A 23,746-nucleotide genomic window follows, 5' to 3' on the forward strand; every position below is an offset into this window, starting at 1 on the left:
CATCAGGATTAAAGAGGCACATGCGATGAAAGCAGTCAGAATTCATGCCTATGGCGGGCAAGAGGTATTAACACTGGAAGATGCGCCCATGCCGCAACCAGGAGAAAAGGATGTACTGGTACGCGTAGTAGCCAGTGCAATAAACCCGGTGGATTGGAAAATTCGCGCCGGTTACTTGAAAGACATGCTGCCCTACTCATTCCCGCTTATTTTGGGGTGGGATATTTCAGGTGTGATAGAGTCCGTGGGTAGTGGTGTTACAAAATTTAAACCGGGTGACGCGGTTTATTCACGCCCCAATATTTTACGCGATGGTGGTTATGCCGAATTTATTGCGATTGATGAAAATGAAGTCGCACTCAAACCTAAAACCATTACTCATGCAAGTGCCGCCTCACTGCCACTGGCCGGTATTACCGCATGGGATGTATTAGTTAAAACGGCAGCCATCAAAGCTGGCGACCGCGTACTAATTCACGCGGGTTCCGGCGGTGTAGGCTCACTGGCAGTGCAACTGGCCAAGGCATTTGGCGCTCATGTGGTAGCCACTACTTCCACAAAAAATATTCCGCTAGTGAAATCCCTTGGCGCCGATCAGGTTATCGATTATCGCACCCAGGAATTCGACCATGTGGTTCACGGCATGGACATAGTGTTTGACACTATTGGCGGCGAAGTGCAGGAAAAATCCTGGGCTTCACTCAAAGAAGGTGGCATTTTAGTTTCAGTAGTGAGCCCGCCCGCAGCAGAAAAAGCAGCAGCACATTCCGCACGCGGCGCATTTGTATTTATTCAACCCGACGCCGCGGTTTTAACAGAATTGGCAGCGCTGGTTGACGCCGGAAAAATTCGCCCGATTATTGCCGCCGAGTTTGCACTGGAAGATATTGTAAAAGCCCATGCGCTCAGTGAATCCGGCCGCGCCGATGGAAAAATTGTTTTGCATATCGGCAAACCCTGATCTGCTTAGCCAATAAGCACGCTAACCCACAAACAAAAAGAGCGCCGCATTGGCGCTCTTTTTGTATCAGTTAATGGCTTAGATAATACCCGAGCCAGTCGCTTTAGGATCGCGCGGACGAACCGGCGCCATCGCATTGCGGTAGTTAGCCGCACGATAAGTTTTGAGCGGATTAATCGCGGCCCCTTTGCGATAGCGCGCCATCGCAAGGATAGGCGCCACATCAAAATTGAAAGCGCGTTTTAATTCACCCGAGGCCATAATCGCATCGTTAGCGTCCTGATAGCCGTAAAGCGCTTCGCGGTTCACCAACAATGCTTTGATATAAGAGCGTTGCACTTCAATCGCCGAGGTCACCAAACTTTCAATTGGGTCGGTTACATTATGCGATTGATCGAGCATATAAGCCGGATTAAATTCGGATTCTTTACGATGCTCAGCATCCACCAATTCATTAAAAATCAGGAATTGTTGGTAGGGTTGCAATGAACCTGAATCCAAATCGTCATCGCCGTATTTACTGTCGTTAAAATGGAAGCCGCCCAATTTTTTAAATTGGATCAAACGCGCTACAATCATTTCAATATTGGTGTTGGGCGCATGGTGCCCCAAATCCACCAGCGATTTACATTTTGGCCCCAAGTGCATGGCAGCCAGAATGCTGCTACCCCAATCCTGAATCACGGTGGAGTAAAACGCTGGCTCAAACATTTTGTGTTCAAGGTGCATTTCCCAATCCGCCGGTAGGCCTTTATAAATTTGTTCGGCGCTGGCCAGGTAGCGCTCAAAGGCGCGCTGGAAATGTTGCTGGCCTGGGTGGTTGGAGCCATCGCCCACCCACACAGTTAAACTTTTAGCGCCGAGTTGTTGGCCATAGCTGATGCAATCCAGATTGTGTTGGATGGCTAAATCGCGCGAGGCTTTTTCAGTGTTACTCAGACTGCCGTATTTATAAGAGACCGCTTGGCCGGGTTGATCCTGAAAGGTGTTGGAATTAACCGATACCCATTTCAAACCGTAAGCATCGGCATGTTGTTTTAATTCCGCAAAGTCATCCACCTTGTCCCAGGGAAAATGCGGCGAAATGCTGTCGGTACAACCGGATAATTCGTTAATCACCGCGCAGTCTTCCACCTTTTCAAAAATATTGCGCGGCTCGCCCTGACCGGGGAAACGCGCAAAACGAGTGCCGCCGGTGCCAGTTCCCCAGGACGGTACAGCGATTTGAAAGGCTTCTGCCGCTTTGGTGATGGCTTCTATATCGATGCCATCGCGACTGAGTTTTTCACCCAGCGCATTAAAATCCGTTTGCAGAAATGCAAATTCTTTTTCGTTTTGCTCGTGTAATACAGCTGAATCTATGCGTCTCATGATTATTGTCTCTTAACGTAAGAAGGCTTCGTGCAAACCACCATCAACACTGATGACCTGGCCGGTGGTTTTGCTGAGTTGACCGGAGATTAACAGGAAAGCGGCTTCGGCTTGATCGTCCGGGGTAATCGGTTTTTTGGTGAGGGTGCGCTGGGCATAAAACTCTGCCAATTTGCTGCGCAGTGCTTCAGTGCTTTCACTCTCATCAAACGCAATATCGTATTTTGCCAGCGATGAAATCACCCGGTCGCGCGGGAACATATTGCTGCCCTGCACTACCGTCGCTGGTGCCAGCGCATTCACATTCACGAGCGGCGCGAGGGTTACGGCCAACTCGCGCACCAAGTGGTTAGCAGCTGCTTTGCTGGTGTCGTAGGCGAGTGAACCTTTTTTGGAAACCGCCGCGTTAACGCTGGTGGTTAATACCAGTGAGCCGGGCAATTTTTGTTTGGCCCAAATAGTTTGCGCCTCTGATGCCACTACATAACCGCCCTTCACATTCACACCAAAACTCAAATCAAAAATCTTGTCGTTTTGATTCATGTCGGCACCTTCGGCGATAAACACACCGGCAGTGACAATCACATTGTCGATACCACCGTAAGCGAGAATTACCTGGGTAAACATTTCCTGTACGGTTTCGCGTTTGGTAATGTCCACTGCCAGCGCAATGGCCGGGCCGCAACTGGAAATACCCGTACCGGCCACACCGATACCCTGGCCATAAATTTTGGTGAGTTCAGCAGCGGTTTGTTCCGCCGCTTCCAAACGTAAATCCGCACAAACCACGTGTGCACCCTCTTTTGCAACACGATGTGCAACCGCTTTACCAATACCATCGCCCGCGCCAATCACTACCACCACATTGCGCGCTTGATTTGCCTCTTTGGGCATACGCTGCAATTTCGCTTCTTCTAACGCCCAGTATTCAATATCAAAGGCTTCTTGCACCGGCAGTGCCGTGTATTCAGAAATCGCTTCTGCGCCGCGCATGACTTCAATCGCGCAATTATAAAATTCAGCGGTCACGCGCGATTCAGATTTGTTTTTGCCCCAGGCAATCATGCCCACGCCGGGGATTAATACGACGGTGGGGCTTGGGTCGCGCATCGCCGGAGAATCAGCACGTTTGCACGCTTCATAATAAGCCGCGTAATCCGCGCGATATTTTTCCAAACCGGTTTTGAAGCGGCTGATCAAGGTTTCCAAACTGTCATTCTGCGGATCAAACTCAACATAAAGCGGTTTGATTTTCGTGCGCAGGAAATGGTCCGGGCAGGAAGTGCCTAATTCAGCAAGGCGCGGTGCATCCACACTGTTAACAAAACGCAAGGTGGTTTCATCGGTTTGCACTGTACCGATAAATTTTACTTTTTCAGAAATCAAACCGCGTGCTACCGGCAAAAACTCGCGCAGTAATTCAGTGCGCGCTGCATCGCTCAGGCTTTGGTACTTTTGACCACCAAAAGTGTTAGCACCTTTATCGTGTTGTTCGATATAACGCGCGGCGGTTTCAATCACCCAGAGCGAGGTGTCGTAACAGGTTTTGCTCTCGGAGGCCCAGTTGGTGTGGCCGTGTTGACCGAGCAAAATTCCCCAAATATCCGGATTTTTAGCGTAGGTTTCTTCACAAACTTTGGCTGCTTCCCAACCTGGGCGCATCCAGGGTACATAGGCCAGCTTACCGCCCCAAATTTCCTGGGTAAGTTTTTCCTGATCTTTACAGGAGGCTACCGAAATAACCGCATTGGGGTGCAAATGATCAACGTGTTTTTCCGCAATCATGGAATGCAGCGGGGTATCAATGGATGACGCACGCGGATTCAAACAAAAATTGCAATGAGTGAACATTCCTACCATGCGGTCTTCACCGGCAGATTTGTAACCCTTGTCGGCATAGTTTTGGTAGACCTTGTCCAGCGCTTGCAACTTGCCGCTGTACAACGAAGAGAAATTTTCTTTTTTGGAGGTGCGCAAATCGCCACCGGAACCCTTCACCCACAACACTTCCACTTTCTCGCCGGTGAGCGGGTCTTTTTCAATCAATTTGGCCGAGGTATTGCCACCACCGGTATTGGTGATGCGCTGGTCTTCGCCCAACTTATTGGAGCGATACACCAGGTTTTCTACCGGATCCAGCTTGTCGGCAACTGCATCATCCCAGAGGTAATTGACGTGTTTATATTCATCTGGCTGGTAAGACATGGATGATTCCTATGATTTATAGTGGATACAACTGATTGCTTTGTTGCTATGCAATTAACAATGCAGTCAATATAACCACATACGGAAGCATTTACAATCATTTTCAATCATAATTAATCCTCAAAGTCTAATTTCGATCACATCAACATAACATCAGGGGAAATCGGAACCGGCGGCACAACATAGGCACAACTCATACCAGGCAAATCACCCGGAACAACACGGCACATCAACCACAGAAACAAAGTATAGAGGGAAGAAAAAAGAAAGCAGCGAGAAAATAGCGAAGGGTAAACTGGATAGAAAAAAGGCAAACAGCGGAGGGGGAGATTGGCGTGCAATGAAATTAAAAAAAATTGTCAGGCCACAATGAACCTGACAACCCATTACAAGAATATTAAAACTGCAGTAAAAAATTTAACCCAAGCGCACAACAAGTCGCGCATTAATCGCAGGCATCAACCACAATAACCTGAATACCCTGACGCTCAAAATGCTCCAGCGTAGCCTTGTTTGCATTGCTATCGGTAATCACTACATCCACACCCGAAAGTGGGCTAAAAATTAAATTGCCTTTAACACCAATTTTGGTGCTGTCCGCGAGCACAATTAATTTATCTGCACGCTTACGTAATTTTTGCTCCGCCAAAATCAGCAGCGGATCAGTCTCCATCACCCCTACTTCGCTAATGCCCGGGCAGCCCATAAACATCTTGCTACCGTGGTAATTTTGCGTAGTGTCATTTTCAAAGGAGCTGAGAATAATACTCTGCTTGCGATAAACCTCACCACCCGGCAGGGTAATTTGATTTTGGCTGGACTCCAACAATTCGTGTGCCAATACAAACGAATTAGTGAGAATATTCATACGGCGATCTTGCAAAAATTCCGCCATCATAAAGGTAGAAGAGCCGCCATTGATAATGACCGATTCGCCATCCTCACACAGCTCTACCGCGCGCTTGGCAATCATGCGTTTGGTATCGACATTTTTTTCTTTATCAACCCAAAAGGATTTGCCAGATATTTTTGCCGTGGGCACTACTTTGGATTGAATAACTTCTGCACCACCGCGAATTTTTTTAATTTTTCCCGATGCGGCCAATTTATTTAAATCACGGCGAATAGTCGCCTCGGAGGAATTGAGTTGATCACAGAGGGCACGGACACTGGCAAATTGTGCCTCTTCCAAAAAATCCAAAATAAGTTGTTGACGCTGCTTCTCCAGCATATGCCTTGCCCCGAAAAATGATGATGAATACCCAGAACCGATTTGTTTAGTAGCTAGTGTTATAAGCTGTCAAGCGATGATACTGAGATAACCAATCATAATCAATCAAATAACATAGTATTTGATTGATTGCGGGGGAAATTGGTGATTATTGGGTAATTAGTGCATACCAATGGGTGCGATATTCCCACAGGCCGTTGAATTGGGCAGGCGCGCAAGCCTCCAACACCAGATTAGCGGAGGGTGATTGACTAGCGGCCGCTGAACCGTCAATACGGGTCAGCAACAATGCGCCCTGTACAGTACCGGTATCGTCGGCAGATAAATACACCGGCTGCTCGCTGCGCAACTGCGCCACCAACTGACACAGCAGCGGGTTTTTCAGAAACGCACCTTCAATATAAATCGCACCACTGGCCTGTAAATCACTCAGGCGCTGATCAATCATTAATGCGCAGTAAAGAGTAGCAATAGCACCGGCAGAGGGTGCGGGCAGCGGGCACTGTAGCTTAGGTTCAAGCCCGCCATAAGGGCCATTGCCAATGCTAAAATCCGGCGTGACCATCCACAGGTTATCCAGTGCACCTTGTATATCCTGCTGTGTTACCGGAGTTTTGATATCCCCCCCCAAACGCTGGCAAATTGCATCGTATTCACGCCCGCCCATAAAACGGGCGCAGGCAATAGGGTCACCATAGACATCACAATTGGCCAGAGTGTCGCGACGGCGATGCAAGCTGCTAAGGTCGCCCTGAGCTTGCATCAGGATTGTCCAGGTGCCGGTGGATACCACGGTAAAACTGGCCGCTTCGGTGCGGTTGGCACACAAATAACGCAGGTAGCTGGCATTACTGTCATGCAGGCCGACATAGACCTTGCAATCTGCCCTTAAGCCCATGCTCTCTGCAACGAGAGGGCTGATAGTGCCCAAGGTTTCCCAAGCCGATTGCAGCGGTGGCATCAAGCCCTGCCAATGGCATTTTTCTACCAGCGACGAATAGTGATGCGCGCGCGGTGCCCATAAATCCGTATGGCAACCAAGCGATGTCACCTCCCCTGCCAATTGGCCGGTTAAGCGCCAGCCCCAATATTGTGGGTACATCAATAAGTGTGTCGCTGTTGCAAATGGCGCGGGGAATTGCTGCTGTAGCCAAAAAATCTGCCGCCCCAAATTCAACCCTGCAGGCAAATCGGGCGAGAGAGTTTCGGCAAAATCCGGGCGCAGCGAGTGGTAGGCCGCATCACAATCATTGATGCCCGCATATTCATAATCCAATACCGGAAGAGCTAAGCCATCAGCCGGTGAAAGCTTGCTGTTAACCAGTGCCGCCGTAGCGCCGTGGGTTGTCACAACCAGGGCACTAATTTCGTGAACACGCGGGTAATTCACCAACGTTTGTTCCAGCCAGTGCCAAATACCCGCGACATCGGCATGGGGGTATGGCGCAGTCTCTATCGGCATATTTCTACGGGAATAGCTGTCACAAAGCTGATCGGAACTGTCCACCAGCTGCAGTTTAACGTTGGTTTTACCTATATCGAGGACAGCTTTCATAGTGATGATTCTGTAATTCAGGCTATATCAGGGTAAGTGCGACCAATCATAGCGACAAGACAATCTTTTGCAAGCAAAATTAATCACTTTCAATCTTTTGTGGTCAGATGTAGACTCTAACACAGCGCCCGAAAACTCCAGGTCGCCACTCAATAACAAAAACTATCCATACATCGTCAACCTTCGGCATGGTCGTAACAGGAACCCAGGTCATATGAACAAGCGCGAAAAAATTATTATCGGCAATTGGAAACTCAATGGCAGCAAGCAACTTATGCAAGACACGCTAGTGGAGTTGGGGCAAGCCATCAACCCGCATCATGCTGCAAATAACTTTACGCTGGCGATTTGTTCGCCCAGTATTTACGTGGGTGAAATGATTCAACTCGCCATGCAAATCAGCAATAAATTATTGATCGGCTGCAAAAATATTAATACTGACCCGCACACGTTTACTGGCGAACTCTCCGCACACACAGCCAAAGCAATGGGCTGCAAACTCTGCCTGGTAGGGCATGCCGAGCGGCGCACGGCGCTCAACGAAGGCAACTACAGTTATCACATTAAAGTGAAACAATTAATGGCCGCAGGTGTTTCCCCCGCGCTGTGTATTGGTGAAACGCTGGAGGAAAAATTAGCCGGTAAAACTTACACGGTTCTGCACCAACAAATAACCCAAGCCCTTGCAGGTATTACCCTGGGCGATAACACACCGCTTTACATTGTTTACGAACCCGCATATGCGATTAGCAGTAGCCAGGCATTGACACCGGTGTTTGCACAAGCAGTTCATGCCGATATTCGCCGTTTGCTGAGCGATATTCTTGGTGCAACACAGGCCAATAAAATTGCCATTATTTATGGCGGCAGTGTCAATCACGACAACGCATTAAACCTCATCGCCCAGCCCGACGTAGATGGGCTATTAATTGGTTGCGCCAATTCAAACCTGCAGCACTTCCGCGCTATTTGTAATAAGGTTTTTTCACTGGCACCGGTATTTAATTACACCACCGAACGCAAGGACTACGAAAACCACATGGATGCCAGTTAATTAATAGCTGAATAAAAACTGCATTATTCTTCCGGCAAACCTAAATAACTTGCTGGTAAACCATCAATATCGACAACTATTTTATCCAGCACTACACCGGCATCCACAGCATAAACCTGTAAGGTTTGTGTGCCGGTTTGTGAGGCTGTTGTTACCTCCATGTTGCTGCTCACTACACGTGTAGCATTAAGTACACCCTGTGCCCATTCAGTACTGCCATCGTTTACATCCAGTTCCACCAATTGTGCAGGGCGATTATTGAGCGCCACCGCAAAACGTAATTTATTGCCACTTAATGGATGAGTGGGAATTAAATAAAAATGCAGGGTCACTGTACCAGTCTTGGGAAAGTTGACGTCGTATTCCAAACGCGGCGCTTGCTGTGGCAACTTATCAATATTGCCCGCGGGGGCAGTCACCGGGTAAAGCGCTACTGCACCTTTTCCGGTGCGCCCCAGCCCTGCAACTACTTGCCAACCAGTACCAGAGCGATCCAGTTTGCGGCTAAAGTTTTCAGCTTCCAGTGCAAATGAGTAACGCGGTTTTTGTGTTTTTGCTGATGTAACTGATTCGGTATTGGCGGTGCGATGAGGAGGCGCCTTCGGCATTTCCCACGGGGCGATACGGTATTTATCCCATTCGCTGCTGGCGGGTTCCACCGCCATAAAATGTTTCCATTTGCCATCCACCAACCAGTTACTCCACAGTGCGGTTTCTTCATTCAGCTGTGCATCCGCCGCCAAAGCGGCTGTTTTATTGCCGCGTTCGCCTTGCAGAAAGCGAATATTCGCCAGCGCAGAGCCATTGATCGGGTAACTTACTAATTGAAAAAACGCATACTGCCCTGCATCGCTTATTTTTTTACGCAGCTGTTCAGTGCGCAAACGTAGTTGCTGAAACGCCTCTATACGCTCACTGCGCTCTGTTGCATTTAAATCGCTCAACCGCGGTGAGCTACGCGGCAACCACCACTGCAAATGCTCAGGTTTGCGCTGGTAGTTGAGTTGATAGTAGTCGCGCATTAAACCCGCAATCTCTGTTGCGTATTTATCGCCAAATTCGCGCGCCGCCCATGTGCGTAAAAAATCTTGCTGGTTATGTAATTGCCAACGATTGATATCCCACGCCATTTGCAAAAATAATTCGGTACCTATTTCCGCCGGTTTTAAATCGCCCACATTGGCGATCCAGATACGGTCGGCACCCATGGCATAGGACTTATGCATTTCCTGCCAAATTAATGCAGGTGGTGTGGTGTTCAACCAAAGATACGCCATAGGCGCCCCCAAATAGGAGAGATGGTAATAAACCCCAAATCCGCCTGCACGATTACGCTCTTCGGCATTGGAAAAATTGCGCATGTAACCAAAATTATCATCCGGCCAGACGATAGTAATATCGTCCGGCACGTGTAAACCCTGGCGATATAAACCCAATACTTCTTTGTAGGCGCAAAACATTTGCGGTACTTGGTCAACCGGTTGCTGCGTGTATTTTTTTATTAGTGTTCGCTGATCAGTAAATATTTTCTGCAGCAGCTCAATGCGCTCCGCATCGTTTCTGGGGCCCTGCATGTAGGAGTCATGAATACCGCGCATACCCATAGTGTAGATATTTTCAAACTTGCCATTGGTTTGCATCCGCGCTTCCCAATAACCCTGCACCTGTGTGCGATGAGACAGATAATTGTAGTGTTCGTGCGGCAACTTCCACTCGCCCACGTTGTTGCGCAGCATGGGTTCGGCATGGGATGACCCCATAACGATCGCATAGTCGTCAGCGAGCTGTGCATGTTGTGGAAAATCATTGAAGGGTTTGGTCACCGGGTGCATTGCTGGCCAGAGCGTATTCGCTTTCAAGCGCAACATTAATTCAAACATTTTTTGATAGGTTTTTGGCCCTATACCACCGTTTTCCGGTTCAAAGGTTTTTGCCGCCCACTGATGAATACCCCAACCTTCATCGTTAATAAAAATACCGCGATATTTTACGGAAGGCGGCCCGAACTGACGTATTCCCGCACTTACATAAAGTGCAGGCTTTTTCTCTGGTACCACATCTGCCCACCAATACCAGGGCGACACACCAATTGCCTGTGAAAGCTCATAAACCCCATAGGCGGTGCCACGCCTATCGCTACCTACAATCACCAGTGCGCGTTTCATTCCTGCATGAGGCTGCTCAACAACAGTGATAAGAAAACTTTCCCACTTGCCGCGCAACTCGCTCACATCCAACTTGCCAGTCGCCACCAAATTATCGATAAACGGGCTGCGCCCCAAAGTGCCGATAAATACCGTCGGGGTTTTTAAATCCTGTAATGCATTTTGGTTTGTGCTTACTATGAGCGGTTTGTGGCCAGTAACCCTGTTGATATCTTGCGCCAAATCCTGTGCGGCAATCTCCACCACCTTAAAATCTTCTGCTGCCACCACAATGGGCGCTGGTTGTTTTTTTGCAACCAAAGGGAAATCGCCACTGTGCGCGCGGCTATCAACCCAGTTAAATTTTGTTTGCGTCTGTGCCTGCGAGGTGATTGCAACCAGAAGAAAATACAATAGCCCAATACAGAGCAACAGTCTTTTATACAACATGGTGAGGCGACCTGATTGTTAACACGGAAACATTATTGTCGTGTGCTACCAGGCAGCAGCGACACATAAGTAGGATTATTGCGTTGTGCGACTAACCAACCATCAACATACTGCAATTCCACCACCTGGATTGAACTGCGTTTGACATCCAATGCCGGTTCTTTCTCATAAACACTTTCAGCATTTACTCCAGGGTGCACAAAATAATAAAGAAATGCGCGCTCGCCACTCACAATCACCTCGGGGTGATGGCCGCCATTTTGATCGTCAACACCTGTGCCGGGAATATCCAATAAATTACTGCTTTGGCGCTGCCAATTGAGCGCATCACTTGATCTATAAACTCCCAAACCGATATTGCCGAGCAAATCATTGATCAACCAGTAATGTCCTTTCCAATAAAAAGCGAGCGGTGCTTCACCGCGATCAGTGGGTAAATTGGCAGAACCTTTATCTTCCCAGTGATAAAGATCTTTACTGTCGGCATAAAATGTTTTTTTACCGGCGAGTTCATCGTTGTACCACAAGCGCCAGCGGCCATCGGGCAATTGCAATACACTGGCATCAATCACTCTGTCACTGGTTAATGGCAAGGTGCTTTGATAAGCCCAATTTTTTAAATCAGCACTGGTGAGGTGAACAATAGTGCGCGGGTGATTCCAATCCTCAAATACACCCGGAACTATGGTGAGGTACATGTGATAAATACCTTCATGCTCAAGTACGGCAGGTGCCCAGTAGGTCGCAGTTTCAACGTTGCTAGTGCCGGGAATATCCTTAGGAAAATTGACTGTGCCGCGATAAGACCAGTTCGCTCCATCAACAGATTCCGCAATTCCAATCGGGGTACCGTGTACCCAGCTAACGTTCGTTAAGCCGGGCACATTCGCACGGCGATTGGTATAAAACATCAGCCATTTTTTTTCAGCTGCATTAAAGATAATGGAAGGATCTGCAGCACCATCGAACACAGGGTCGCGATAAAGCGGTTTGGGGGCGAGCGCACCGATTTGCTGGTTCTGGTTTAGCGATGCAACATCCGCACAGCCAGATAAAAAAAGTGAAAACAGAATAATTAAATAGCGCATTATTGTTATTGGCCTGTGCAGTGAAAAATGATTAAAAGCGAATCCCCCCCTTTGAAAAAAGGGGGGGATTTAAATTACTCAAAATGAAACACCTGCTCCAGCGATTCTACTACCGGGCTGTTGTCAGGATTGGTTTCCATAATATCTGCCATAAACGCCCACCATTTTTTTACCGCCGCCGTCGCCGGTAAATTATCCATCGTGTGATTATCTGTGCGTTTTAATACTGCAAATAACTTCAGCGATTGCGGATGCAAATAAATAGAGTAATCAGAAATTCCGGCGTTTTTTAATTCAACGGCTAAGTCTGGCCACAGTTCGTCGTGACGTTTTTTATATTCCGCTTCAAAGCCGGGTTTTAAGGTCATTACAAAAGCGATTTTTTCCATTGTATCTTCTCACTTGTCTTTTGAATTTACACACTAACTACCCGCCACTCATAGGCCCCCAATTGCAACTGCGTAGTTGCAACAATCTGCCCTGTAATAGCATCACGCGTATTCGCTGGAATACTCACTGTTCCACCTACACCATCCATATTAATAATCACCCATAAATGTTTGCCTTGTTTGTCTACACGCGGGCAGACAACCGTCCCCTGCGTCGCGACAAAGGGCGTGGCGATATTTAATGCTTGTGCATAACCTTGAATTAAATTTTTGATAAATACTTTGCCTTCATCGCCAGTGGGATGTGCCGATAGCAACACAACTTTGCCTTTCCCCAAACGGCGCTCGGTTAAAAATGCAGTGCCAGGAACCAGCGGTGAGTTGAGTGTGCCCAGTACTTTGGTATCGCTAGTTGCCGCCGTGACTGCAGCGCACCAACCGGTGAAATTAAGGGTTTTATCGCCAGCGGTACCGGTGATGCCGGTTGCTGTGAGCGGAAATACATATTGGGTTTCCACGCCAGCCACCGCATCCAAAAGCCCCATGCCACTGTCGGTATGCACTGTGTGTTCGCGGGTGCGGGTACCAGTGCCGGGTGCAATCAACCACACGCCCCCCGCTTTTACAAAAGCGATTACCCGCTGCAAAAATTCTTCGCTCACATAAGGCATAGCGGGAGTAATTAATAACTTCAGCCCTTCCAGAGTTGCGCCTTCAAAACGCACATCGCGGTGGTAACCTTGCTCGAATAACAAACCATGCCACAGCTGCACCAGGCCGCCGTAGGTTTCCGGAAAACCAGGCTCTTTATCCATCGCTTCGGTTTCAATCATGGCGCGCGCATGGTCAGACCAGGTCACTGCAATTTCTGGCACCAGCGGTTTACTCGCTATCATTAATGGCTCTAACTGTTTGCGCGCAGCCTCCACTTGTTTTACTTGTGCGTACCCGGTGGTGGGCTTAAACCAACTGCTCATCACCGCGCTGTGGCTAATTTCCGCACCGCTGCGCTGCTGGCGCCAGAGCCAATAATTAACGCCCTCCCCGCCCAAACCATAAACTAAAACGGCTTCGGCTTTTAAAAAACCGTCCGGATGCATGGCACTGTGATTACCAAGCCAACCGTTGTGACTCACGCTAGTTTCCATTAACCAAAACGGACGGCCTGGTTTTGCGGCGCGGTACATATCGCTGCGAAATACCAGTGCCTGCCATTCTTTGCTGGAGGGATAAGCATCGTATGCGGCGAAATCCAGATTTTTAAACAGGCGCTCATGGCTGACATTAAATGCGGGGTTGGTATTGTGAGTAATGGGCGCTTTGGAATATTGGCGAATAATGTCGCACTGGAGATCGGAAAACTCCGCAATACTTTCGCGATTAAATAATCTATACGCCGTGCTTAATGACGCATTGTGCAAAAACGGTGTTTTTAACGGCGCAGGTACTTGCTCAAAAGATTGATAGTGAGTGCTCCACATATGGGTGCCCCAGTCTTCATTCAAACGCTCAATAGTGACATAACGTTTTTTCAACCATTTGTGCCAGGCCGCAATCGCAGCAGGGCTAAAATCCTCTGCGACATGACACTTCAATTCATTATCGATTTGCCAAGCAATGAGTGCCGGATGATCGCCCAAATCCTTGGCCAGCGCCTCCACTATACGGAAGCAGGCTTTGCGCACTGCCGGATGCTCATAACTCACATGCTGGCGCGCGCCGTGAATTAAACGCTCACCGTCTGCGTTCACAAATAAACGATCCGGATGACCGTGGGTTAACCACACCGGCGGTGTTGGCGTGGGAGTACAAAACACCACGGCGATATCAGCAGCGTGAAATTTATCCATCACCTCACGCATAAATTGGGTCGATATTTTTCCTTCGCGGGGCTCCAGTGTGGACCAGGTAAATTCACCGATACGAATGACATTAATGCCCAACTTTTTCATCTCGGCAATATCGCGCGCTATATCCTCCACCGGCCAAAGCTCGGGGTAATAACAGACACCGTGCCAAAGTTTGTTCATGGTGTAGTCAACACTGCTTACAGCAGTTGCACCGGCCGCCGCTGTTGCATTGAGGTAGGGAGCCGCTGCAGTAAGGCTGGCAGCGGAGGCCATGAATTTCATGGCATCACGTCGAGTGGTATTCATTGTTATCTCTCGTTTTAATTATCTGGTTTATCCTATATTACGTGAAATTCAGTCATTTCCGACAAGTATTCTTCTAATGGATGCGCATTATTGATTGATTATGACTATTTTGTATCGAATTTTTATTGACCAATCATGACACTTGGTTATTATCACCCCTAAAAATAACAGCAGAGTTAAGCTCCAATGATCATTAATCAGCCACTTGTTTCACTGTGTTTCATCCTCTTGGCAGCCATCGGCAACCTGGGGTGTAACGCCCAACCGACAGCAAACAACACTATGAGCCACTCTCCCGCAGCAGAATTGGATTTCACTCAACCGCAAGTTTTCCGGTTTGATAATCACCAAGGAGCCAGTGGTGAACACAAGGTTTCCCCCGATCAGCAGTACACAGAACAAAGCGGTTATGGTTTTGATTTGCAAACCCACCCCACCAATAACAACGATCCTTTTTATTTTTCGGTAGCAGTACCTGAAGGAAATTACCGGGTCATTGTGGAGTTTGGCCATACCACACTCGCCTCCACCAATACGCTACGCGCCGAATTGCGCCGCCTGTATGTAAAGGATTTAACAACGGCTGCCGGTGAATTTATCCAGCGCAGTTTTATCGTCAATATTCGCAACGGTTTATTACAAGCGCCGGAATTAAACGCACCAGGTGCTACTCGGGTTACCTTAAAAGAATTAGAGCAACACCGTTTACATTGGGATAATAAATTAACACTGGAATTTAATGGCGCAGCACCGCAGGTGCGCTCGATAAGCCTGCAACAAGTCAATGTGCCCACTGTTTATTTGGTAGGTGATTCCACGGTAACCGATCAACCCTATGAGCCTGCCGCAAGCTGGGGGCAAATGTTGCCCTACTTCTTCACAGCACCTTTATTTAAAGGGGAAATCGCCATCGCCAACCATGCTGAATCCGGCGAGACGATGAAATCATTTATCACTGCCGGGCGTTTGGCCAAAGTGCTTGAACGCATGAAAGCCGGTGATTATTTATTGATTCAATTCGGCCACAACGATCAGAAAAAACAATGGCCACAAACCTACGTCGAGGCCACTACCACTTATAAAGATTATTTAAACGTATTTATTGCTGAAGCACGCCTGCGCGGTGCAACCCCCGTATTAATTACCTCAATGCAGCGCCGCACTTTTAATGACCAGGGAAAAATCGTTAATAGCCATGGCTTGTATCCGCAAGCCGTGCGCGAAGTAGCGCGCGAAAAAAATATCACCTTAATCGATTTGGATAAAATGAGCGTGCAGCTTTATGAAGCACTCGGTGTAAATAAGGCACCGCTCGCATTTAATGACAATGGCAAAGATGCCACTCACCACAACAACTATGGTGCCTATCAATTGGCGCGCTGTGTAATAGAGAGCATCCGCCAATCATCACTGCCGTTGGCAGCCCAACTATCCAATCAACCGGCTTACCACCCCGCACAACCAGATCCGGTCGAACACTTTGTTTTGGCACCTAGCCCACAGGCTTCCAGCCTGAGACCGGATGGCAACTAACAAACCACGCTGTTACTGCTACCTAAATACTCAAATTACGTCACCGGTAACGAATGGTATTGGAACTTAATGACCCCTTTAGATTGACATTGATTGAATATGATTGTTTTGCAAAAAAACCTGTATTACGATGCCAAAAAACACAGGGTAACTCCTTAGTGCTTTGTTTTGTCCAACGCTAATTCTAAGAATGGAGAACCAAATGAAACACACCAGCTTTGCAATCAACCCATTGGCAGCAGCCGTTATCACCCTGAGCCTTGCCACGGCAGTACAAGCACAAGGCAATGGCGACGACCAACTCGAAGAAGTGACTGTTACGGGTTTTAGAGCCTCATTGAATACCGCGCTGATGCAAAAACGCGAAAGCGCTGCCGCTGTAGACAGTATTGTTTCTGAAGATATTGGTAAGTTCCCCGACTCTAACCTCGCTGAATCCATGCAGCGTATTCCCGGTGTTGCCTTGTCTCGTGGCGACGGCGGTGAAGGTAAAAACATTTCAGTGCGTGGCCTGGGTGCAGAATTCACCCGTGTGCGCATCAACGGCATGGAAGGCACCTCGCAGACAGGTTCTTCCGACATTTATGGCGCAGGTAACGCGGGCCGTAGCTTCGACTTCAACGTATTTCCATCAGAAATTTTCTCCGAATTAACCGTACGCAAAACCCCGAGTGCCGATATTGAAGAAGGTTCATTGGGTGCAACGGTTGATTTAAAAGCGCCAAAACCGCTGTCGTTTAGCGATGAACTCACCATGACCGGTACACTGCGCGGTGTTTACAATGAAGTGAGTGAATCGACTGACCCACGCATGTCAGGTTTGATTGCCAAAAAATTTGCTGATGACACTTTTGGCGTATTGGTTTCCTTCGCTCACTCCGAACGCAATATTCGTGAAGTGGGTTACTCCGCCGTAAATATTTTACCTAGCTATGTGAACGGTGGTTTCTGTTCACCTGTGGGTTACACCGGTACACAAGTTCCCGCGACTAACGCCGCTAAAGGTGCCGATGCACTTAACTGCAGCACTGGCAACCCGCGTACTGGCAGCATCGAAGCTTATGAATTAATGCGCACTACCACCGGCGTTTCCGGCAGTTTTGGCGGCGGTGTATTTATGCCGCGTATTCCGCGCTATTTGAATTCCGAACAGGATGCCGAACGCACCGGTGGCTCTATTACCCTTGAATGGGAACCGAACGAAAACACCAATATTTCTCTGGATAACTTGCACTCAAAATACGACGTAGTGCGTCGCGACAACTATATTGATGCACTCTCCTTTGCACGTAACGCCAACAACAATGGCCAACCAATGGTGTCAGTCAAAGAATTGGAAATCGATGATAAAGGTTCATTGGTTTACGGTTTATTTGATGGTGTAGATTTGCGCTCAGAGAGTTTGGTGGATCGCTTTACCTCTACCTTCCGTCAAACTAATTTGAATGTGACACACAATTTTAGCGATGACTTTGAAATGAATATTTTGCTCGGCAATTCTATGTCCGAGTTTGATAACCCAGAGCGTTTGACAGTTAACCTGGATGCAATCGACACCGACAACTACGTGATGGATTTCCGCAACGGCGGCAATATTCCATTGCTGCAATACGGTGTGGATGTAAACGACCCATCCATTTTCCAATACGGCGCTGGTTTGGCAGACGGCACAGTACTGGGTAACTGGAACACTCGCAACCTGACCCGCACCACAGAAAACACCACCGCTGAAGCAAATTTCACTTGGCAAATAAACGAAACCTACAAACTCAAGTTTGGTGCACAAAGCCGCGAGAGTGACTACAAAACCCGCAGCCGAATCGTTGCACCCGCATTCACAGCAACCCGCAATTTGCCTGCCGGTGTGAGTGTGTCGGACTTCACATTGAGTGTTAATGGTGTAAATGACGTGTTAGGTTCAGGCACGCTGGGTGATTACGTGGGTGTCGATCACGAGAAATGGAAAGAAGCAGTAGGCTTTGACGATTTTGTGTGGTGTGGCGCTGAGTGCGGTGCGCAATCACCAGAAGTGAATGAAAAAATTAATAGCGCCTTTGTGATGACCGAGTTCAACTTCGACACACTTGCCATGCCGATACGCGGTGATTTGGGTGTGCGCTACGTAGAAACCGATCAAGAGAGCTTGGGCTTTGTTCCCACTGCAGCACCTGCAGGCTCGGCTTACCCCACCGTTGCCAATCCGGTCACTGTAGGCCGTAAATACGATGACTTGTTGCCATCCACCAACATCGTGGTGGAAATTAATCCGTCATTACTCGCACGCTTCTCATTTGCAGAAGTAATGTCGCGTCCGGAATTGGGTTTGTTAATTCCAAGCGGTTCGATGAACCCAACCACACGCACAGCATCAGTGGGCAACCCCTTCCTGGAACCGATTCGCGCCAAAACCTATGACGCGGGATTGGAGTGGTATTTTGATGAAGGTGCATTAGCCTCCGTCGCTTATTTTGAAAAAGATATAGATACCTACATTCAATCTATTTCCAGCTTGGTGCCCTACACCGAACTGGGTCTACCTACCACACTCTTAGAAGGTTCAGCGGCAACGGCAACCGATTTGTTTACGGTTAACCGCTCCACCAATACCGAAGGTGGCCCACTCAAAGGTTACGAATTAAATCTGCAATTGCCATTTACGTTCCTACCAGGTTTCTGGCAAGACTTTGGTTTATTGGCAAACTATACCCACGTAACTTCAGATATTGATTACGTGTTGCAAAGCGCCAACGGTGTACCCACGCTGACCACGACCAATGACTTGATTGGTTTGTCAAAAGATGCGGCCAGTACCACTATTTACTACGAAAATGACGCCTTCAGTTTCCGTACTACCGGTAGCTATCGCTCAGGTTATTTGCGCGCAATTCCCTCTGGCGGCAACGACAGTGACGTATTGGGCAACAAATCCACCTTCTTCGTGGATGCATCAGCGTCGTACAACCTGACCGACAATGTGAAGTTGATTGTGGAAGCACAAAACCTCACCGATGAACGCAACACCTTGTACATCGACAGTAACCGTCAGGACACACTGTTTGAAACCGTTATTGGCCGCACCCTCACTGTTGGTGTTAGTGCCAAGTTTTAACAAACCATAGCAAGGCCTGTTGGCTGCCGGAATTTTCCGGCAGCCTTTTTTATTCTCTAATTTCTATTCCCTACTTTTATTGCTTGATTTTTATTTCCCACGAAACTTTAAAAATACGCTTTCGTCATACCCGCAAATGCGTGGTATCCATAAAAATAAATGGAGATGGTGCAATGAAATTTTTAACCCTTCCTGCTTATATCGTTTTACTCGCAAGCCTCATAACACTTCCCGCGCAGGCCGGACCCAATCCCACAGTGTTAGAGCGCACCGAATTAACAGTCGCTGCCCCAAAAAATATTAACGCTCTTGAAATTAACGCCAGCGACTTCGGTGCAAAAGGTGATGGAACAACCGACGATACCAACGCATTACAAAAAGCGATTGACGCAACCGCCGCAAAAAAGGCGACGCTGGTACTACAACCCGGCACCTACCTTACCGGTTCGCTATTTTTAAAATCCAATATGGCGCTGCGCTTGGATAAAGGCGTAACGCTTACCGGCAAACAGAATATTGAATCCTATCCGCGTCAAAAAACCCGCATCGCCGGGATCGAAATTGTATGGCCTTCTGCGCTATTGAATGTATACGAACAAGCTGATGTACACATTTATGGTGAAGGCACCATCGACGGCAATGGCATGGTATTTTGGCAAACCTTTTGGGATAAACGTAATGTGTATGAAGGTAAGGGCTTGCGCTGGGCGGCCGATTACGACGCTGAGCGCCCGCGTTTAATTCAAGTCTATAATTCAAAACGCATTGAATTGGGTGGCGGCTTGCATATGAAGCGCGCCGGTTTTTGGACGCTACAAATTGTCTATTCCAACGATGTTAAAGTATCCAACGTAGTTATTCGCAACAACTCTGATGGCAAAGGCCCATCCACTGACGGTATCGATATAGATTCATCCCATCATGTGTTGGTAGAAAAAGCCGATATTGATGTCAACGACGATGCACTCTGTTTAAAAGCCGGGCGCGATGCCGACGGATTGCGCGTGAACCGCCCCACCGAACACGTCGTAATCCGCGATTCCATTATTCGCCACGCCGAGGCTGGTGTTACTTTTGGCAGCGAGACCTCCGGCAGTATTCGCAATATCGATGTTTACAATCTGGATGTGCAAGGCCCGGTGTACAGCGGCATATTTTTTAAATCTGCCCATGTACGCGGTGGCACTGTGTCTGACATTCGCATCCGCGATATGAAAGTACAAAATGCCGAAGCCGCGGTGCGCGTGGATTTAAATTGGCTGCCCGTTTATTCCTACCCGGTCATTCCACCCGGCATTAAAAATGTGCCGGAACATTGGAAAATTCTTGCGACCCCGGTACCCAAGGAAAAAGGTATGCCGAAATTGCGCGACATTCATATCAGCAATATAAAAGCTGAAGCCAACGCCGCATTTTTGATGCAGGGTTATGCAGAAGCGCCGCTGCAAAATGTTCACTTCAGCAATATGCACATTACCGCCGCAGCCTCCGGTGCAATCACCCATGCGCGCGGATTTAGTTTTGATAATGTAACCGTTGAAACGACTGACTCCGATGCCGTTATTTTTGATGATGTCGCCAACACCAAAGGCGAAATCACTTACCTAAGATCAGCGGCACAATAATTATGTCAAATCCATTACTCGGGGTTTTATTCCATTGGCTGGGCGGATTAGCGTCTGCCAGCTTTTATGTTCCCTTTCGCAAAGTGCGCGGTTGGTCTTGGGAAATCTATTGGTTAATGGGCGGATTTTTTTCGTGGATTTTCGCCCCCTGGATTTTTGCTTATTTCCGCACTGAGGATTTATTTGGCGTGATTGCCGCTGCCGATAGCAATACACTGATTCAATGTATTGTGTACGGTCTCCTCTGGGGGCTGGGTGGCTTAACTTTTGGTTTGACGATGCGCTACCTGGGCTTGTCGCTAGGTATGGCAGTTGCACTCGGGCTATGTGCATTTTTTGGCACCATTATTCCACCTATGCTCAAAGGCGTATTTTTTACGGAGGTGTTACCCACCACCCACGGAAAAATTGTGTTGGTCGGATTGGCAATGTGTTTGCTAGGCATTGCGATTGTGGGTGTAGGTGGAATCTGCAAAGAAAAAGAAAGCCCACCCGAAGAGCGGCAGAAAAATATCGCTGAATTCGATTTAAAAAAAGGTTTATTAGTCGCGTTATTTTGCGGGCTCATGTCCTCTTGTTTTGCCTTCGGCATTTCCGCTGGTGAACCGCTGGCAGCATTATCAGCCGCCGCAGGAACTAATCCGCTATTCAAAGGTTTACCGGTTATTTGTATTGTATTGATTGGCGGTGCCACCACTAATTTTTTGTGGTGCGGTTATTTAATTGCAAAGAATAAAACCGCAGCGGAAATACTCCAACCCAAAATGCGTTCAGCGAATGAGCGCCCCGCTACCAGCGGTATTAATTTACTCTGGTGTGCATTGGCAGGTGTGCTCTGGTATTTCCAATTTTTCTTTTATGTAATGGGCGAAAGCCAAATGGGCGAGTACGGTTTTTCCTCCTGGACACTGCACATGGCCTCTATCATTACTTTTTCATCACTCTGGGGTTTCGCCCTGAAAGAATGGAAAGGTTCCAGCCGTAAAACTCTTAATTATGTATTCCTTGGCCTCAGTTGTTTAGTGGGCTCCACCATTGTGATCGGCTACGGTAATTCTTTGGTGTAATCGGAGAGCACTTACCTTCAACAGGTTCGTCATTTGCCAGCTTTAACATTTATCAGGTTCGTCATACCCGCGAACGCGGGTATCTATAAAAATGGTTAGGATAAAACCTATGAAACGAAGAGACTTATTAATTTCCTCCGCTATTGGCAGCGCGCTGTTGATGCTGAATAAACATTCAATGGCTGCAGATTTACCTTCCTCACAATCTACTAGCGCACCTATTGCCGCTAACACCCACGGAGTTATTCCCACCGAATGGACTGATCCGATAAGCAAGAAAAAAATTATCCGTCTGTCGCAAATTGATAATTCAAAATCCCTTTACTTTCACGACAACGCGTTTACTCATGACAGCCGTTACATGGTCATGAATACCCCTAAGGGTATAGGCCTTTATGATTTTTCAACTAATAGCCATTCACTGTTAGCCGAAGGCCACTATGAAGTGATTATGGTTTCCTACACCAAACCTATTTGTTATGCGCGCAAATATACCGGTGAATTCAAAGGTAAAGACAACACCAATTTATTTAATAATGTCGAGTACTATGCAATTGATATCCCCAGCGGCAATGCAAAGTTTCTGGGTGTTTTCCCTAAAGGTTTTATCACCTCCATCAATGCCGATGACACCTTAATGGCAGGCGCCTACGCCACTGAATTTGTAGAATTGCAACCCGGCCCTAAAGTCGCCAATACCGACGGTGGCTATAACGCCCTGGGGGCAGACGGCAAACCACTGAACTTCGCTGAAGCTAAAGAACTGCGCATGGCTGAGCGCCTGGCTAAAAATATTCCCATGGAAATTTTTACCATCGACATAAAAACCGGTAAACGTAAAGTGGTTACCCGCTCCAATGATTGGCTTAACCATGTGCAATTCTCCCCTGCCGACCCGCGCAAAATAATGTATTGCCATGAAGGCCCCTGGCATATGGTGGATAGAGTCTGGACGATTGATATCAACGGCAAAAATAAACAAAAAATTCACCAACGCAGCATGAATATGGAAATCGCCGGTCATGAGTTTTTCTCGTTTGATGGAAAAACCGTGTATTACGATCTGCAAACCCCGCGCGGCGAAGTGTTTTGGTTAGCCACCTACAATCTGGAAAGCCAACAGCGCCATTGGTATCACCTTGAACGCAACGAGTGGTCAGTGCATTACCAAATATCGCGCGATGGAACATTATTAGCCGGTGATGGTGGCGACCACGAAATGGTCGCACGTGCTGAAGACGGTAAATACATTTATTTGTTTGAACCGGAAATTATTGAAGATATAGCCGTCAGTGCACCCAATGCCGCACAATTGATTCGCCCGGGAAAATTAAAAAGCACCAAGCTCGTGGATATGCACAATCACGACTACCGCGTAGAACCCAATTTACAATTCTCACCGGATGGAAAATATTTAGTCTTCCGCTCCAATATGCACGGCCCAATCCACGCCTACGCCGTAGAACTTTAAGTATTTGTTGTACTGCTGGTTTGGCAAAAGTTCAAACCAGTATTTTTCTTGTTAATGTTTATTTTCTCTTTCACTACTCTTTTATTTTTATTGCTTTTTTATTTTTATTTCTCTCTTTCATCTCTCTCTTCTTATTTTCTTTTTATTACCTCTTCTTTTTTGTGTTGTTTTTTCCAACGTCAGCACTCTCGCTCCTCCCTCAGGCTTTGAGGCATTCCGTTTTTAATGATTAATGCGCCATTTTTGAACGCAATTTTCCGTTGGTTACAGCCAGTGTTACCTATGACCACAAATGATTACCAATGACCAATAAAATGATTGGTTATGATTGACCATG

General features: G+C 47.6%; 15 protein-coding genes. 7 read left to right on the top strand and 8 right to left on the bottom strand.

From position 1 onward, the window contains the following. The first annotated feature begins 25 nt into the window (after positions 1–25). The gene (locus O59_RS11030) at positions 26–961 is read left to right on the top strand and encodes an NADP-dependent oxidoreductase (RefSeq protein WP_007642584.1); all 936 of its coding nucleotides are present in this window, start codon (positions 26–28) and stop codon (positions 959–961) included. 78 nt (positions 962–1,039) lie between these two features. Here O59_RS11030 and rhaI read toward each other — a convergent pair whose 3' ends face one another. From rhaI to O59_RS11050, 4 genes are all read right to left on the bottom strand, one after another. After that, positions 1,040–2,332, bottom strand: coding sequence for an L-rhamnose catabolism isomerase (gene rhaI / locus O59_RS11035; protein ID WP_007642586.1), 1,293 nt, complete (start codon positions 2,330–2,332; stop codon positions 1,040–1,042). 12 nt (positions 2,333–2,344) lie between these two features. Further along, complete coding sequence (locus O59_RS11040) at positions 2,345–4,537, bottom strand: bifunctional rhamnulose-1-phosphate aldolase/short-chain dehydrogenase (protein ID WP_007642588.1); 2,193 nt, start codon at positions 4,535–4,537, stop codon at positions 2,345–2,347. Positions 4,538–4,982: 445 nt separating this feature from the next. Next, on the bottom strand, positions 4,983–5,768 hold the full coding sequence (locus tag O59_RS11045) for a DeoR/GlpR family DNA-binding transcription regulator (protein ID WP_007642591.1): 786 nt from the start codon (positions 5,766–5,768) through the stop codon (positions 4,983–4,985). Between the two features lie 148 nt (positions 5,769–5,916). Beyond that, positions 5,917–7,323: an FGGY-family carbohydrate kinase gene (locus tag O59_RS11050; RefSeq protein ID WP_007642592.1), complete on the bottom strand. Its 1,407-nt coding sequence runs from the start codon at positions 7,321–7,323 to the stop codon at positions 5,917–5,919. 214 nt (positions 7,324–7,537) lie between these two features. Between O59_RS11050 and O59_RS11055 the strand changes: the two genes are divergently transcribed. Next, complete coding sequence (locus O59_RS11055; protein WP_007642593.1) at positions 7,538–8,377, top strand: triose-phosphate isomerase family protein; 840 nt, start codon at positions 7,538–7,540, stop codon at positions 8,375–8,377. Positions 8,378–8,400: 23 nt separating this feature from the next. On the opposite strand, the gene O59_RS11060 is transcribed toward O59_RS11055, so the two are convergent. The 4 genes from O59_RS11060 to O59_RS11075 form a co-directional block, all read right to left on the bottom strand. Continuing rightward, the gene (locus O59_RS11060; RefSeq protein WP_007642594.1) at positions 8,401–10,971 is read right to left on the bottom strand and encodes a glycosyl hydrolase 115 family protein; all 2,571 of its coding nucleotides are present in this window, start codon (positions 10,969–10,971) and stop codon (positions 8,401–8,403) included. 32 nt (positions 10,972–11,003) lie between these two features. Continuing rightward, positions 11,004–12,059, bottom strand: a complete 1,056-nt coding sequence (locus tag O59_RS11065) for a family 43 glycosylhydrolase (RefSeq protein ID WP_007642596.1) — start codon at positions 12,057–12,059, stop codon at positions 11,004–11,006. A gap of 74 nt (positions 12,060–12,133) precedes the next feature. Continuing rightward, entirely contained in the window at positions 12,134–12,448 is a 315-nt protein-coding gene (gene rhaM, locus O59_RS11070; protein WP_007642598.1) for an L-rhamnose mutarotase, read from the bottom strand. A gap of 26 nt (positions 12,449–12,474) precedes the next feature. Beyond that, positions 12,475–14,604 carry a beta-galactosidase gene (locus O59_RS11075; RefSeq protein ID WP_081489697.1) on the bottom strand — a complete coding sequence of 710 codons (2,130 nt, stop codon included), beginning with the start codon at positions 14,602–14,604 and terminating at the stop codon, positions 12,475–12,477. A gap of 282 nt (positions 14,605–14,886) precedes the next feature. Between O59_RS11075 and O59_RS11080 the strand changes: the two genes are divergently transcribed. From O59_RS11080 to O59_RS11100, 5 genes are all read left to right on the top strand, one after another. After that, on the top strand, positions 14,887–16,137 hold the full coding sequence (locus O59_RS11080) for a rhamnogalacturonan acetylesterase (protein ID WP_157152554.1): 1,251 nt from the start codon (positions 14,887–14,889) through the stop codon (positions 16,135–16,137). Between the two features lie 202 nt (positions 16,138–16,339). Beyond that, positions 16,340–19,246 carry a TonB-dependent receptor gene (locus O59_RS11085; protein ID WP_040392227.1) on the top strand — a complete coding sequence of 969 codons (2,907 nt, stop codon included), beginning with the start codon at positions 16,340–16,342 and terminating at the stop codon, positions 19,244–19,246. A 173-nt stretch (positions 19,247–19,419) separates the two neighbouring features. Continuing rightward, positions 19,420–20,871 carry a glycoside hydrolase family 28 protein gene (locus tag O59_RS11090; protein ID WP_157152555.1) on the top strand — a complete coding sequence of 484 codons (1,452 nt, stop codon included), beginning with the start codon at positions 19,420–19,422 and terminating at the stop codon, positions 20,869–20,871. A gap of 2 nt (positions 20,872–20,873) precedes the next feature. Next, positions 20,874–21,938, top strand: coding sequence for an L-rhamnose/proton symporter RhaT (gene rhaT, locus O59_RS11095; protein ID WP_007642618.1), 1,065 nt, complete (start codon positions 20,874–20,876; stop codon positions 21,936–21,938). A 109-nt stretch (positions 21,939–22,047) separates the two neighbouring features. After that, entirely contained in the window at positions 22,048–23,409 is a 1,362-nt protein-coding gene (locus O59_RS11100; RefSeq protein WP_007642626.1) for an oligogalacturonate lyase family protein, read from the top strand. Positions 23,410–23,746: the final 337 nt, after the last annotated feature.

Origin of the sequence: Cellvibrio sp. BR (assembly GCF_000263355.1) — a bacterium.
Taxonomy (GTDB): domain Bacteria; phylum Pseudomonadota; class Gammaproteobacteria; order Pseudomonadales; family Cellvibrionaceae; genus Cellvibrio.

Coding starts and splice junctions, on each gene's coding strand:
- O59_RS11090 (WP_157152555.1), top strand. CDS start 19,420: ATGAAATTTTTAACCCTTCCTGCTTATATCGTTTTACTCGCAAGCCTC.
- O59_RS11075 (WP_081489697.1), bottom strand. CDS start 14,604: ATGAATACCACTCGACGTGATGCCATGAAATTCATGGCCTCCGCTGCC.
- O59_RS11100 (WP_007642626.1), top strand. CDS start 22,048: ATGAAACGAAGAGACTTATTAATTTCCTCCGCTATTGGCAGCGCGCTG.
- rhaM (WP_007642598.1), bottom strand. CDS start 12,448: ATGGAAAAAATCGCTTTTGTAATGACCTTAAAACCCGGCTTTGAAGCG.
- O59_RS11060 (WP_007642594.1), bottom strand. CDS start 10,971: ATGTTGTATAAAAGACTGTTGCTCTGTATTGGGCTATTGTATTTTCTT.
- O59_RS11040 (WP_007642588.1), bottom strand. CDS start 4,537: ATGTCTTACCAGCCAGATGAATATAAACACGTCAATTACCTCTGGGAT.
- O59_RS11030 (WP_007642584.1), top strand. CDS start 26: ATGAAAGCAGTCAGAATTCATGCCTATGGCGGGCAAGAGGTATTAACA.
- O59_RS11085 (WP_040392227.1), top strand. CDS start 16,340: ATGAAACACACCAGCTTTGCAATCAACCCATTGGCAGCAGCCGTTATC.
- rhaT (WP_007642618.1), top strand. CDS start 20,874: ATGTCAAATCCATTACTCGGGGTTTTATTCCATTGGCTGGGCGGATTA.
- O59_RS11045 (WP_007642591.1), bottom strand. CDS start 5,768: ATGCTGGAGAAGCAGCGTCAACAACTTATTTTGGATTTTTTGGAAGAG.
- O59_RS11055 (WP_007642593.1), top strand. CDS start 7,538: ATGAACAAGCGCGAAAAAATTATTATCGGCAATTGGAAACTCAATGGC.
- O59_RS11065 (WP_007642596.1), bottom strand. CDS start 12,059: ATGCGCTATTTAATTATTCTGTTTTCACTTTTTTTATCTGGCTGTGCG.
- rhaI (WP_007642586.1), bottom strand. CDS start 2,332: ATGAGACGCATAGATTCAGCTGTATTACACGAGCAAAACGAAAAAGAA.
- O59_RS11050 (WP_007642592.1), bottom strand. CDS start 7,323: ATGAAAGCTGTCCTCGATATAGGTAAAACCAACGTTAAACTGCAGCTG.
- O59_RS11080 (WP_157152554.1), top strand. CDS start 14,887: ATGAGCCACTCTCCCGCAGCAGAATTGGATTTCACTCAACCGCAAGTT.